Here is a 13,909-nt window from a genome sequence, read left to right on the forward strand (position 1 = left end):
GGAGGTATAGGGGTTATGGCGGCAAACAAACTGTATTCCATCGGAGAAGTAAGCAAGCTGTGCAATATCTCTACAAAGGCTCTCCGCTTTTATGATAAGATCGGCGTGATCGCGCCGGATGAGGTAGGTGAGAACGGTTACCGTTATTACACCCTGGATACCATTCTCCGGATCCCTATTTTAAAATATTACAAGCAGATGGGGTTTCGGCTGGAGGAGATGCAGGGGCTGGTAAAGGGCGGAGATTACTATGTGGTAGGCTCCTGCTTTCGCAGCAAGATCAATGAGCTGCGGGAGCAGGAACATGCAATCCACAACAGCTATGTATCTGTAAAGGACTGGTATGAACTGATCCAGGAGGCAAGGGCAGTGCTTTACAATAAAATCCAGGAAGTGGGAATGCGCTATGTAAGTGAGGATCATTACTGCTATATGGATCAGGAGTTTGAATATCACTACATGGATTCGATTATCAATATTCCCTGGGTCAATTATCTGGACACGGTAAAAAATGAGATCACCGGGCCGGTAATCCTGGAATTTCCATCCTGGAAGGAAAAGATGAAACGAACCTGCAGACAGGCCAGGATTATGCAGAAACCCATCCATCCCTGCTGCTGCGGAACGAATGAGATCAATTTCGGCGGCTTTCTGGCAGCGACGATCTATCATGTGGGCTCCCATGACCGGATCGAGGAAAGCTATCAGAAGCTGGCGGAATGGGCGAAAGCAAAGGGGGCATCCCTGGGGCCGAATGTTTATGAACGGTATGTGGTAGATTACTGGACCACTGCAAATGAGGATGAATTTGTGACAGAGATTATTCTGCCCATACGAATTTTAGAGGAATAAAACAAAAACCTTCCCCATAGGGGAAAAGAATGGAAAGAGCTTTCACTTACAGGAAAACTTCTTTCAGGGATAAAAAGCAGAAGGAAAACCCTTCTGCTTTTTTGTGTACGCCGGTTTCTTCGTCATATTGCTGTGAAAAAAGTAACGATATTATGCGATATATACAATAAAAGATGGAGAAATCGTCTGTTGAAAAATTGATAAATTACACTTGACCTTCCACATATGGGAATGGATTATACTAAATGTACAGAAAATGTATGCTTTTTGTGAAAAGATCATGCATACTGCGCGCGCTGGCTGTAAAAAAGAAGAAAAAGAAGGAGAAGAAACATGAAGTACGATGCATTAGGAATGATCGAGACAAAGGGACTTGTAGCATCTATTGAAGCAGCAGATGCCATGGTAAAGGCTGCCAATGTAACTCTGATCGGCAAGGAAAAAGTAGGAGGCGGCCTGATCACAGTTCTGGTAAGAGGCGATGTAGGCGCGGTTAAGGCAGCTACAGATGCAGGCGCTGCTGCAGCCCAGAGGATCGGAGAGCTGGTATCCGTTCATGTAATCCCACGTCCCCACGGAGAAGTGGAGACCATCCTTCCGGGAGGCGGAAAGGCAGAATAATCAAAGGAGAGAAACGCAATGAGCGGCAATATGACAAACACATCTGCTGCGGATATGAAGATGAAGCAGCTGAGCAAAAAATTCCGCGTAACAGGCCTTACAGCAGGAGCTCTTTCCGGCCTTACATACGGAATCTATACGACTTTGGTATTGGTTGCGGGCTATTATGAACCACTTGTAAGTGCGGTTGGTATCCTGGCAGCCCCTTATGTATGTTCCGGACTGAACGATCTGTTCGCCGGTATCTGGCTTACGATCTACAATGCAAAAAAGGGACGTCTGGCAGAGATTGGACGTACAGCCAATACCTTCCCAGGAAAGATGATGATCCTGGGAGCACTTTTGGGCGGCCCTATCGCTAACGGCGCTTATCTGGTAGGCCTGGCTCTGGCCGGTGCTTATGCGATCCCCATTTCTGCAACCTGCGGCCTGTTCGGCGCTCTGTTTGCATGGATTTTCTTAAAGCAGCGTCCAACCAAGCGTGTGGTAGCAGGTATGCTTACCTGTGTGGCAGGCGCTATCATTATCAACTGGGTAAAACCGGAAGGCAGCCCGAACTTTACACTGGGAATTATCTGCGCACTGATCGCGGCTGTGTGCTGGGGACTTGAGGGAATGCTTTCCAGCTACGGCGGAGCCATGATCGATACAGATGTGGCAACCAATATCCGTCAGCTCTTCTCCGGTCTGGTAGATCTGGTGATCATCGTTCCCTTAGTAGGCGGACTTGGACTTTTAGGCGGCACCATGTCAGCTGTTATTCCGGCTCTGTGGCTGGCAGTATCCGGACTGAGCGCAGGCGCTTCCTTCCTTCTGTGGTACAAGGCAAATTCCACAGTCGGCTGTGCCATCGGCATGAGCTTAAACGTTACATATGCATTCTGGGGCGTATTATTCTGTATCCTGTTCCTGGGACAGCCTGTAACAACTACCATCGTAGTTGGTTCTGTTGTAATCATCTTTGGTGCGATCCTGGTTACCATGAACCCGCTGGACTTTTTCAAGAAGGGAGAGGTGTAAGATGCTGCTGCCCGCAAGAATGGCGGTGCTCAACTATTTAAGCACTGTGAAAAATGCTGATATCAACGAGATCATGGAGGCAATGAAGCCCCAGTACGGACATGAGAAACAGTTTACAAAGGATATGTATCTGGATCATACGATGTCCTTAGAGGCCAACGGAATGTGCACTCTGGTAAGCCATGAGCTGGATGTAAACGGAGATCTTTCTCTCCGGTTTGCCATTACAGACGACGGCCGCACAACCGTGGAAAAATACGTTCCTGCTAAATACCGCAGCAGATAGGAAAGGAGAAACGGCATATGAGATATTATGGTGAAGAGGCTCTCGGACTGGTAGAGACCCTTGGACTGGTTCCGGCTCTGGAAGCGGCAGACAAGATGTTAAAGGCCGCAGATGTGGAGCTCATCTCTTATGAGAATGTTGGATCGACTCTGGTAACAATCATGGTAAAGGGCGATGTGGCCGCTGTGCGTTCCTCTGTCGAGGCCGGCGCCGCAGCCGCAGCCGCGATCGGAAAGCTGACAGCAAAGAATGTAATGCCAAGACCGATCCGTGCCGTTGGAGAGATCGTTTCGGTACACGATATTGACGCGTGACCGCTGCTATAAACCGAGATGTGAGAGGGAAAAATATGGAAAGATATGAAGCCATTGGATGTATTGAAACCTTCGGCCTGGTATTTGTTCTGGAGGCTGCAGACGCGATGTGCAAGGCGGCTGATGTAGAACTGATCGGCTATGAAAATGTTGCTTCCGGTTATATTTCCGTTATTGTACAGGGCGATGTGGGAGCCTGCCGTACAGCGGTAGATGCCGGGGTGAAGGCAGTAGAAAATATGGGAGCAGAGGTATACAGCTCTGTGGTGATCCCAAGACCGCATCAGGATCTGGGCAAGATCGTTACCCGCTACAGTCTGACCAATCTTTTGCCTCAGGAAGAGTAAATAAGAGGCAGAAGGGAGCAGTGAAATGAAGTTTATCGACAAAGACTTAAAGGCAGTCCAGGAAGCAAGAGTTTTGATGGAAGAGGCGGCCGAAGCAAAGAAAACACTGGCTCTTTTTGAACAGAAGAAACTGGACCGGATCGCAGCCTGCATGATGGATGCTTTAGAGCTTAAGCTGGAACAGCTCACAGAAGAGGCGGTTCGGGAAACGGGATACGGAGACGCAAAGGATCAGCTGCTTCAGGCAAAGCTCCTGATCAAGAAAATGCGGAAAACTCTGGAACCTATGAAATGCGTAGGCGTTCTCAGCACAGATGAGGCTCAGGGCGTTTTGGAAATCGGCGTTCCAATGGGCGTGATCGCTGCGGCTGCACCGGCTGTAAGCCCGGTGGCTGCGGTTCTGAGCGCTGCCGTATGCGCGGTAAAATCAGGAAACGCCATTGTTTTTGCACCCCATCCCAGAGCGGTGAAGACCACGGTGCGTACCGTACATATCCTGGAGGAAGCGGCTCTTGAGGCCGGACTGGTCCGGGGAGCTTTATCCTGCAGTGAGACAGCGGCAAAGGAAGGGGCCATCGAGCTTCTTTCACACCCGGAGACAAATCTGATCCTGAATATGGGTGAACGGCCGCTTTTGGAAGCCTGCAGCCGCACCGGATGCCCGGTTTTATACGGAGGGATCGCTCCCGGACCGGTATTTATTGAAAAAACAGCAGATATAAGCAGGGCGGCGGCATGTATTACGGACAGCCGGGGCTTTAACTGCGGAACCGGAGCAGGAAGCGAGCAGTATGTGGTGGCAGACCGGCAGATCGCCGCTCAGGTAAAGGAGGAACTGATCCGTCACGGGGCCTATTTTATGACGGAGACAGAACAGAAACAGCTGACTGCGTTTCTGGGACTGGAAAAAGGAACGGGGCTTCCGGATAAGGAGTTCATCGGAAAAACGGCAGCATGGCTGGCTCAGAAAGCCGGATTTGCAGTGCCGGAGCATACAAAGGTCCTTGTATCCGAGCAGTCTTATATAACGGATTTTAATCCATATGCCAAAGGGCTTTTATGCCCGGTACTGGCATTTTACATTGAAGAAGACTGGATTCATGCCTGTGAAAAATGTATTGAGCTTCTGGTGGGAGAAAGCCGGGGCAATACGCTTACCATTCATTCGCAGGATCCGGAAGTCATTCGGCAGTTTGCCTTAAAGAAGCCCGTAGGCCGTGTGCTGATCAATACGCCGGCTGTATGGGGCGCCATGGGAGTTACAACAGACCTGTTCCCCACAGTGATCCTTGGAAGCGTGACCTCAAAAGAGGGGATCACTGCAGAGAATGTATCGCCTCTTCACATGATCTATAGAAGAAAGGCAGCATTTGGGATCCATGGACTCTGTTCATAAACAGGCAGCCAGAAAGAGAGGGATTTATTTTGGATATTAGAGAATTTTCAAATAAGCTTGCAGAAGCGACAAAAAATATGTCTCCTGAAGAGAAAGCTTCTCTGATGAAGATGTTTGAATCTGTTTCACAGGAAATTGGAAAAGAAGATACAAAAAAAGAGACCGCAAAGGATCTGTGCGAGTATCCTTCTGAGGGAACTCAGATTCCGGACGGCATGACAAGACGTTTAAAGCTGTTAAAGGAGAATTACTTAAAGCAGAAGCCATCCATCACGACCTACCGTGCAAGAGCGATCACAAAGATTGCTGCTGAAAATCCCGGTATGCCAAAGATCGAATTAAGAGCAAAGTGCTTCCGCTACTGCTGTGAGACAGCTCCTCTGGTTATTCAGGATAACGAGCTGATCGTAGGCGCACCCTGCGGCGCACCCAGAGCCGGCGCATTCTCACCAGATATCGCATGGAGATGGATGGTAGATGAGATTGATACCATCGGAACAAGACCTCAGGATCCATTCTACATTTCCGAGGAAGACAAGAAGATCATGCGTGAGGAGCTGTTCCCATTCTGGAAGGGCAAATCCGTAGATGAGTACTGCGAGGATCAGTACCGTGAGGCAGGCGTATGGGAGTTATCCGGCGAGTCCTTCGTATCCGACTGCTCCTACCATGCATTAAACGGCGGCGGCGACTCCAACCCAGGCTATGATGTAATCCTGATGAAGAAGGGTATGCTGGATATCCAGAATGAAGCAAGAGAGCATTTAACAAAGCTTCACTACGAGAATCCAGATGATATTGAGAAGATCTACTTCTACAAGTCCATTATCGAGACAACCGAAGGCGTAATGATCTATGCCAGAAGAATGTCCGAATATGCAAAGGAACTGGCTGACAAAGAGACCGATCCAAAGAGAAAGGCAGAGCTTTACAAGATCTCCGAGATTAATGCAAAGGTTCCTGCTCACAAGCCTGAGACCTTCTGGGAGGCAATCCAGGCAGTATGGACCATCGAGTCCCTGCTTGTTGTGGAAGAGAATCAGACTGGTATGTCCATCGGCCGTGTAGACCAGTATATGTACCCGTTCTACAAGGCAGACATTGAGTCCGGCAGAATGAATGACTTCCAGGCATTTGAGCTTGCAGGCTGTATGCTGATCAAGATGTCTGAGATGATGTGGATCACCAGCGAGGGCGGTTCCAAGTTCTTTGCAGGATACCAGCCATTCGTAAATATGTGTGTAGGCGGCGTTACAAGAGAGGGCCGTGATGCAACCAATGACCTGACCTATCTGTTGATGGATGCAGTCCGTCATGTAAAGATTTACCAGCCGTCTCTGGCCTGCCGTATTCACAACAAGTCTCCGAGAAAGTATTTAAAGAAAATCGTAGACGTTGTACGTTCCGGAATGGGCTTCCCGGCCTGCCATTTTGATGATACGCACATCAAGATGATGCTGGCAAAGGGCGTTTCCATCGAGGATGCAAGAGATTACTGCCTGATGGGCTGTGTAGAGCCTCAGAAGGCCGGCCGTCTCTATCAGTGGACCTCTACCGCTTATACACAGTGGCCCATTTGTATCGAGCTTGTATTAAATCACGGTGTTCCGCTGTGGTACGGCAAGCAGGTTTGCCCAGATATGGGTGACTTAAACAGCTTTAAGACATATGAAGAGTTTGAAGCTGCCGTTAAGGAAGAGATCAAATACATCACAAAGTGGACCAGCGTTGCTACGGTTATTTCCCAGAGAGTTCACAGAGAGCTGGCTCCGAAGCCTCTGATGTCCATTATGTACGAGGGCTGTATGGAAAAGGGAAAGGACGTATCCTCCGGCGGCGCTATGTATAACTTTGGACCAGGCGTTGTATGGTCCGGACTTGCTACCTATGCAGACTCCATGGCAGCCATCAAGAAGCTGGTATTTGACGATAAGAAATATACGCTGGAGCAGTTAAATGAAGCATTAAAAGCAGACTTTAATGGATATGAGCAGATCCGCACCGACTGTCTGAACGCTCCTAAGTACGGAAATGATGACGATTACGCAGATGATATTGCGGCAGATCTGATCAATTTTACCGAGCATGAGCACAGACAGTACAAGACTCTTTACTCTATTCTGAGCCATGGTACTCTGTCCATTTCCAATAATACCCCATTCGGCCAGATGACCGGTGCGTCTGCAAATGGACGCCATGCATGGCTGCCTCTGTCTGACGGAATCAGCCCAAGCCAGGGCGCTGACTTCAAGGGCCCGACCGCTATTATCAAGTCTGTATCCAAGATGTCCAATGATAATATGAACATCGGTATGGTACATAACTTCAAGATCATGGCAGGCCTTCTTGATACTCCTGAGGGCGAGGAAAGCCTGATCACCCTGCTGCGTACAGCCTGCATGTTTGGAAACGGCGAGATGCAGTTTAACTATCTGGATAACAAGACCCTGATCGAGGCTCAGAAGCATCCAGAGCAGTACCGCGACCTGATCGTGCGTGTTGCCGGATACAGTGCTTTCTTCGTAGAGCTGTGCAAGGATGTACAGGATGAGATCATCAGCCGTACCATGCTGACTCATTTTTAATCCGGGCGTGGGGCAGTTAGGAGAGATATCATGGAAAGAAAAGCTCTGATCTTTAATGTTCAGAAATACAATATGTATGATGGACCGGGAATCCGCACCATCGTATTCTTCAAAGGCTGTCCGCTGCGCTGCAAATGGTGCGCCAACCCGGAAGGTCTGGAGCGGAAGATCCAGATTATGTTTAAGAAAAACTCCTGCGTCAACTGCGGCCTTTGTGTGGACGCCTGTCCGGTGGGGATCCATGAGATCACACCGGAGGGCATCCACCAGGTGCGCCGGGATATTGACTGTACCGGCTGCGGAAAATGTAAATCCGTATGCCCTCAGGCTGCTCTGGAAGTCAACGGCCAGGTAAAAACTGTATCCGAGCTTCTTGAGATAGTAGAGGAGGACGCTGCATTTTACAGTATGTCAGGCGGCGGCGTTACCCTGGGCGGCGGCGAATGTACGGCACAGCCGGAAGCTGCCAGGGAGCTCCTTATGGCCTGCAAGAGCCAGGGAATCAATACGGCCATTGAAACCTGCGGACACACGAAGCCGGACAAGCTCTTTGCCATTGCGGAATATGTGGATCTGTTCCTGTTTGATATTAAGCATATGGATCCCAAACGTCATAATGAGCTGACAGGAATTGGAAATGAATTGATCTTATCCAATTTAAAAGAGCTTTTGACAAGGCGTTATAACGTGAAGGTGCGTATGCCGATGTTAAAGGGTATCAATGACAGCAAGGAAGAAATTGATCAGGTGATCCAGTTTCTGCTTCCGTTCCGGGATGATCCAAACTTTAAGGGAGTGGATCTTCTTCCTTATCATAAAATGGGCGTGGGAAAATACGGGCAGCTGGATAAGCCCTATCCCATTGAGGGAGACCCCAGCTTAAGCCAGGAGGATTTAGACCGGATCGAGGGCTGGATGAAAGCCTATGATTTCCCTGTAACCGTAGTGCGCCACTGACAGGTAAGGAGGAGCCGTGACAGAAGGAATTATGCCTGCCGGACGGGTGATTGAAGAATCGGTTCCGGGCAAACAGGTGACGATCGCCCATGTGATCGCTTCTCCGGTGCCGGAGATCTATGAATGTCTTGGAATTGAGGGCAGAGGAGCCATTGGCATTCTGACCCTTTCTCCCTTTGAGACAGCCATGATCGCGGCGGATATTGCAGCCAAGGCGTCTGATGTGGAGATCGGATTTTTAGACCGCTTTACCGGTTCTGTAGTGATTTCCGGAGATGTGGAAAGCGTAGATACGGCCCTCAGGGCTGTGACGGATACGCTGAAACGGGTGCTGGGATTTGCGGCCGCGGAGATAACGAGAACGTGAGAAAGAAACGGATCATGATCATAGGGCCCGGAAAAAGCGGAAAAACAACGCTGGCTGCCTGGCTAGAAGACAGCAGCGATATCCGCAGGGTCCAGAATATGGTTTACAGAAAAAATACACTGGATACGCCGGGAGCGTATCTGGAAAGCCCATGGATGCACCATCATCTCATTGCGGCGGCTCAGGACGCCTCCTGTGTGGTGATGACTGCGGATGCAAAGGGAAAACGGGAGGTATATCCTCCGGGATTTGCAAAAGCCTTCCGCGTTCCTGTCATCGGAGTGGTCACACGCTGCGACCTCGCAGAGGGAGACTGCAAAGGAGCGGTACGCCAGCTGATAAGAGCCGGGATCCAGCCGCCCTTTTATGAGATCAGCATCTATGATACAGAACGTATGAAGCAGCTTCGGAGAATTCTGGATCCATACAGGCCGGATGCTTCGGAGCCGGAAAAATCAGAAGAAAGGAGGGAATGATGATGGGACAGTTTTTAATGAGTACCCGGATCTATACAGGGGAAGCTTCTCTGGAAGAAATTGAACATCTGGGACTTAAAAGAGCATATATTATCTGCGATCCTTTTATGGAGAAGTGCGGACGGGCCGGAGAGCTTGCTGCCATGCTGAATGGGGCTGGAGCAGAAACAAGGATTTTCTCAGAGGTCGTACCGGATCCATCCATCGAGGTGGTTGCAAAGGCCATTCAGGGGATGAAGGAATTTGAACCCGATGGGATCATTGCTCTGGGAGGCGGTTCAGCCATTGATACCGCCAAGGCAGCCGGTCATCTTTATGGCTCCATGAACGGAGAGGGAAGGCCTCTTCTGGCAGCCGTTCCCACCACCAGCGGAACAGGAAGCGAGGTAACATCCTTTGCGGTGATTTCGGATACAAAGGCTCAGGCAAAATATGCGCTGCGGGATCAGGCTCTGGTACCGGATGCAGCGTTTTTAGACCCAAGGCTGACAGCTTCCGTTCCGCCGGCGATTACGGCAGATACAGGAATGGATGTGCTGACCCATGGACTGGAAGCTTATGTTTCCGCAAAGGCGGATGATTTTACAGATGCCTGTGCAGAAAAAGCGATCCGGCTGGTATGGGAATATCTGGAACGGGCCGTGTTGGACGGTTCTGATATGGAAGCCAGAGAGCATATGCATAATGCCTCCTGTCTGGCAGGAATCGCATTCAGCAATGCTTCCTTAGGCGTCTGCCACAGTATGGCTCACGCCCTGGGAGCACATTTCCATATTCCTCACGGCAGAAGCAATGCTTTAATCCTTCCCCATGTGATCGCATATAATGCGGGACTGGAGGAGAATGGAGAAAATGAAGCACTGCTCCGGTATGAAAAGATTGCGGATATGCTGGGAATCGGAGGCGGTACTCCCAAAGCGGCAGTACACGGCCTGATCCGCCACATCCGGAATCTGATGAAGCGGATTGGAAGTCCTGCTTATGTGACAGACCTGTCCGTTGAACGGGAGGCATTTGAGGAAGCCATTCCCCAGATGGCAGAGCAGGCGTTAAAGGATAACTGTACGGCTACCAATCCCAGAGTGCCTGAAAAGCAGGAGCTGGAATACCTTTACAAGAAGCTTTGTAAAGGGGGAATCGTATGAGATTTATCACAGAAGAGGATTTGAGGCAGCGGTTTCGCAGAGAACGGTTTACAGAATATGAGCCAGAAGCGGGAACGCGGCTTACACCGGGAGCAAGACAGTTTTTAAGTGACCGCGGTATCCGTCTGACAGAGACAGAAAATGGCGTTCGTCCAGGAAACGGACAGACCGGCTTTGGAAAAAAAGAAGCCGGCAGCAGTCTGAAACAGAATGAACAGCCAAGGGAAACGGAAGCAGAGGAGCGTTCACAGGGAGCTCATCCGGCAGAAGAACTGCCCTGCTGGCAGCTTGAGCTTGGAAACCTTCAGGCTGATTTTCTTCAGGCAGGACTGGATCTTCAAAGAGAAGATGTTCTTGTTTCAAAGGAAATCTTTGAACTGGAACGGAATCTTGCCAGGCTTGCGTCCGGGGAAGAGATGGCCGAAGGAGAAAGGCGCTGGGAAATGCTCTGTCCGGCCTGTACGGGAATCGGTCCTGAAAACTGCAGAAAGTGTTTGGCAGACTGCTTTGAAATCACAGGATTTCATGCCCAGTCACCTAATGGCCGGGTTGTGATCCGGCTTCATGTGCTCAGAAGCAGATTAAGAAAGCTGGAACGGGAGCTTCCCGACGATAGAAAGGAAATGGCACACTGTATCATCAACCGATTATCACAGATGATCTGCCATGGGTTTGGAGGAAAAATATGTCAGAAGAATTAGCATTTGCAGAATGTGACCGCCTGGTGAGAGAATTTGAACAGGTGGTAAAAAAGCCAGTAAAGAAGCGCTCTTCCATTTATTATACCGGCGTGGATCTGGGAACAGCCTGTGTGGTTTTAGCTGTTCTGGATGAGAACCGCCGGCCGGTAGCAGGCGCTTACCGGTATGCAGATGTGGTTCGTGACGGCATGGTAGTAGATTATATCGGTGCCATCCGTCTGGTGCGTGAAATGAAGGAAGAGCTGGAGGAAAAGCTGGGTACGGAACTGATCTATGCAGCCGCAGCCATTCCTCCGGGAACCGACGCTCTGGACGGGGGAGCGATTAAAAATGTAGTGCAGGGCGCTGGATTTGAAATCACAGCCCTGTTAGATGAACCCACAGCCGCCAATCAGATCTTAAAGATCCAAAACGGAGCTGTAGTAGATATCGGAGGCGGAACCACAGGCATTTCCATTTTAGAAAATGGAAAAGTGATCAATGTAGATGATGAGGCCACCGGAGGAACCCATTTTTCTCTGGTATTAGCCGGAGCTTATAAGCTTCCCTTCTCAGAAGCGGAGATTTATAAGAGGGATAAGAAGAATCACAAAGAAATCCTTCCGGTGTTGAAGCCGGTGATTGAAAAAGTGGCTTCTATCATCAGCCGCCAGATCGAGGGTTATAATGTACAGGGACTGTATCTGGTAGGAGGAACCTGCTGTCTTTCCGGAATCGAGGATATCATAGGAAAGAAAACAGGGATCCCTACCTATAAACCGGAAAATCCCATGTTCGTTACGCCTCTTGGAATCGCTATGAGCTGTACGGATCAGGAAATGGAGTAAAGCATATGGAGTACCGGATCATTAAATCCCCAAGCCGGGGTACATTAGAGATCCTGGCCCGGAGAAAGGGTTCGGGAAATGCAGTAAAGCTGGACGATGTGGATGCCGTAGGCCTGGTTCAGGGACGTCTGATCGAAATGGTCTGCGCCGCTGATGTAGCAGAAAAAGCAGTGGGCGTTACGGTGGAAGACATCCGGGGCAGCTGTCCCCAGCATATGATCATGCTGGCAATCTTTGGGGATACGGCTTCGGTAGAAGCGGCCCTGGAAGAAATCCGACGGAGAGAAAAGGAGGGAGCGGAGGAATGGTAACAGCAAGACTGACAGGAAATATCTGGGCAACACGAAAATCAGACCTTCTAAGCGGATATAAGCTCCTTTTAGCTGAGGTCATCGGAGGCACAAGAGCCGGTGAGAGCATGGTAGTGATCGATACCATCGGAGCCGGGATCGGGGATCGGGTGATCGTAGCCTGCGGATCTTCTGCCAGACGGATGCTGGGAAGCGACGAAATTCCGGCTGATGCGGCAGTAGTGGGAATTATTGACGAAGACTGCGCCTTTGAGGATTCATAAGGCGGATCAGGAGAGGATGTGGAAAAATGAAACAGCTGATTTGTGCTGCGGATATAGAAGCACTGAAGCAGGCAGGAAAGACAGTATGCGTGACAGGACCGGATGTGATCGTAACACCTTCTGCTAAGGATGCTGCAGAAGCCCTTGGAATCACATTTTCAGACAAGGAGCCGGAGAAGGCAGCATGTACCTGCGACGGAGAGGGCATTGACAGCGAACAGATCTATCAGCTTTTAAAAGCTCTGATGGACAAGGGACTTTTAGGAGAACTGCTGACAAAATGCGGCAGCCGCCCCTATCAGTGCGTAACCCATGAAAATGGATTAAAGGTAGTCCGCGGAAATACAGTGAAAATGGATGTATTTGACACAGGCGATCCAAATGCCACTGCTTATTTCCAGGAACTGGTAAGCAAAGAGGAATCTCATATCAGTGCAGGATTCCTTGTGATCGATCATTCTGAGTTTGCCTGGGAGCTGACGTATGAGGAAATCGACTATGTAATCGAGGGAACGCTGACCGTTACCATTGACGGAAAGAAATATACGGCAAATGCAGGAGATGTTCTTTTTGTTCCATCCGGTTCCAAGGTAATCTGGGGTTCTCCGGACAAGGCAAGAGTATTCTATGCAACCTATCCGGCCAACTGGGCGGACCTTCTGTAAAGGGGGACATAAATGCAGGCGCTGGGTATGATAGAAACAAGGGGAACCCTGGCAGCCATTGAAGCGGCAGATGTGATGCTCAAGGCAGCAGATGTAACCCTTGTAGAAAAGACAAAGATCGGCGGCGGTCTGGTGACGGTTACTGTAACAGGTGATGTGGCAGCCGTAACTGCAGCTGTAGATGCAGGCGCATCGGCAGCAGAGCATCTGGGTGAAGGACTTTTGGTCAGCCGCCATGTGATCCCAAGGCCTCATGAAGAGCTGGAGGGATTTTTCGGGCCAGAGCCGGAGGATCCGGGAAATCGGAATGAACCGAAGGCAGCGGCCGGAGAGGCTGAAATTGTATCTGAGGATGAGCCGGAGGAAGCGGCCGAAGAGCCGGAAACTGCATTTGAGGATGAGCCGGAGACTGTGGCAGCAGGGCTGTCGGAGGATACCGGGGCTGAAGAGGCTGATGCAGAGACTGGGGAAGACGGCACAGCGGTACAGGAGTTGGATGCAGAAGTGGGCAATACCGCCGTACAGGAGCCGGACATAAGCATTCCCAATCCTGTTACACGGGCATGGTGCGATGGCCTTTATGATGTTTCAGGAGCAGAGGCAGTGATGACAGCTCTTAAAAACTGTCATGTAACGCAGCTTCGTAAGCTTGCCAGAAGTTATCCGGAGCTGGGAATGGCCGGAAGGGAGCTTTCCAGAGCAAACCGGTCCCGTCTCTTAAAGGAATTGAGACAATGGTATGAAACGCGACAGAAATAAAACATCCGGTGTCTGAC

Annotated in this window: 18 protein-coding genes; all 18 read left to right on the plus strand. The window is 50.0% G+C overall.

Annotation, left to right across the window (positions count from 1 at the left end):
* The first annotated feature begins 15 nt into the window (after positions 1–15).
* The 18 genes from BN3656_RS09040 (at position 16) to BN3656_RS16990 (ending at position 13,892) form a co-directional block, all read left to right on the plus strand.
* The gene (locus tag BN3656_RS09040; protein WP_066546949.1) at positions 16–852 is read left to right on the plus strand and encodes a MerR family DNA-binding transcriptional regulator; all 837 of its coding nucleotides are present in this window, start codon (positions 16–18) and stop codon (positions 850–852) included.
* A 333-nt stretch (positions 853–1,185) separates the two neighbouring features.
* Positions 1,186–1,473, plus strand: coding sequence for an ethanolamine utilization microcompartment protein EutM (eutM, locus tag BN3656_RS09045; protein ID WP_066546952.1), 288 nt, complete (start codon positions 1,186–1,188; stop codon positions 1,471–1,473).
* A gap of 18 nt (positions 1,474–1,491) precedes the next feature.
* Positions 1,492–2,493 carry a DMT family transporter gene (locus tag BN3656_RS09050; RefSeq protein WP_066546954.1) on the plus strand — a complete coding sequence of 334 codons (1,002 nt, stop codon included), beginning with the start codon at positions 1,492–1,494 and terminating at the stop codon, positions 2,491–2,493.
* Between the two features lies 1 nt (position 2,494).
* Entirely contained in the window at positions 2,495–2,779 is a 285-nt protein-coding gene (locus BN3656_RS09055) for a hypothetical protein (protein ID WP_066546957.1), read from the plus strand.
* Positions 2,780–2,796: 17 nt separating this feature from the next.
* Entirely contained in the window at positions 2,797–3,093 is a 297-nt protein-coding gene (locus tag BN3656_RS09060; protein ID WP_066546960.1) for a BMC domain-containing protein, read from the plus strand.
* A gap of 35 nt (positions 3,094–3,128) precedes the next feature.
* Complete coding sequence (locus BN3656_RS09065; protein ID WP_066546963.1) at positions 3,129–3,440, plus strand: BMC domain-containing protein; 312 nt, start codon at positions 3,129–3,131, stop codon at positions 3,438–3,440.
* 25 nt (positions 3,441–3,465) lie between these two features.
* Positions 3,466–4,836, plus strand: coding sequence for an aldehyde dehydrogenase family protein (locus BN3656_RS09070; protein ID WP_066546969.1), 1,371 nt, complete (start codon positions 3,466–3,468; stop codon positions 4,834–4,836).
* A 29-nt stretch (positions 4,837–4,865) separates the two neighbouring features.
* Positions 4,866–7,421: a choline trimethylamine-lyase gene (gene cutC, locus BN3656_RS09075; protein WP_066546971.1), complete on the plus strand. Its 2,556-nt coding sequence runs from the start codon at positions 4,866–4,868 to the stop codon at positions 7,419–7,421.
* Positions 7,422–7,451: 30 nt separating this feature from the next.
* On the plus strand, positions 7,452–8,378 hold the full coding sequence (gene cutD, locus BN3656_RS09080) for a choline TMA-lyase-activating enzyme (protein ID WP_066546973.1): 927 nt from the start codon (positions 7,452–7,454) through the stop codon (positions 8,376–8,378).
* Between the two features lie 31 nt (positions 8,379–8,409).
* Positions 8,410–8,745, plus strand: a complete 336-nt coding sequence (locus BN3656_RS09085) for a BMC domain-containing protein (protein WP_066550651.1) — start codon at positions 8,410–8,412, stop codon at positions 8,743–8,745.
* A complete protein-coding gene (locus BN3656_RS09090) occupies positions 8,742–9,221 on the plus strand; it encodes a EutP/PduV family microcompartment system protein (protein WP_066546975.1) in 480 nt (159 codons plus the stop codon). Before BN3656_RS09085 ends, BN3656_RS09090 begins: the two co-directional genes overlap by 4 nt.
* 2 nt (positions 9,222–9,223) lie before the next feature.
* A complete protein-coding gene (locus BN3656_RS09095) occupies positions 9,224–10,366 on the plus strand; it encodes a 1-propanol dehydrogenase PduQ (RefSeq protein ID WP_066546978.1) in 1,143 nt (380 codons plus the stop codon).
* Positions 10,363–11,067: a hypothetical protein gene (locus tag BN3656_RS09100; RefSeq protein WP_066546981.1), complete on the plus strand. Its 705-nt coding sequence runs from the start codon at positions 10,363–10,365 to the stop codon at positions 11,065–11,067. Before BN3656_RS09095 ends, BN3656_RS09100 begins: the two co-directional genes overlap by 4 nt.
* Positions 11,052–11,894, plus strand: coding sequence for an ethanolamine utilization protein EutJ (eutJ, locus tag BN3656_RS09105; protein ID WP_066546984.1), 843 nt, complete (start codon positions 11,052–11,054; stop codon positions 11,892–11,894). The genes BN3656_RS09100 and eutJ overlap by 16 nt, the downstream gene beginning before the upstream one ends.
* A gap of 5 nt (positions 11,895–11,899) precedes the next feature.
* Positions 11,900–12,205: a BMC domain-containing protein gene (locus BN3656_RS09110; protein WP_066546987.1), complete on the plus strand. Its 306-nt coding sequence runs from the start codon at positions 11,900–11,902 to the stop codon at positions 12,203–12,205.
* Complete coding sequence (locus BN3656_RS09115; RefSeq protein ID WP_066546992.1) at positions 12,199–12,468, plus strand: EutN/CcmL family microcompartment protein; 270 nt, start codon at positions 12,199–12,201, stop codon at positions 12,466–12,468. Before BN3656_RS09110 ends, BN3656_RS09115 begins: the two co-directional genes overlap by 7 nt.
* Before the next feature lie 26 nt (positions 12,469–12,494).
* Positions 12,495–13,133 (plus strand): cupin domain-containing protein, encoded by a 639-nt coding sequence (locus tag BN3656_RS09120; protein ID WP_066547000.1) that lies wholly within the window; start codon positions 12,495–12,497, stop codon positions 13,131–13,133.
* A 12-nt stretch (positions 13,134–13,145) separates the two neighbouring features.
* Positions 13,146–13,892 (plus strand): BMC domain-containing protein, encoded by a 747-nt coding sequence (locus BN3656_RS16990; RefSeq protein ID WP_066547003.1) that lies wholly within the window; start codon positions 13,146–13,148, stop codon positions 13,890–13,892.
* Positions 13,893–13,909 lie beyond the last annotated feature (17 nt).

Source organism: Clostridium sp. AT4, assembly GCF_001517625.2.
In the GTDB taxonomy this organism is placed as follows: domain Bacteria; phylum Bacillota; class Clostridia; order Lachnospirales; family Lachnospiraceae; genus Enterocloster.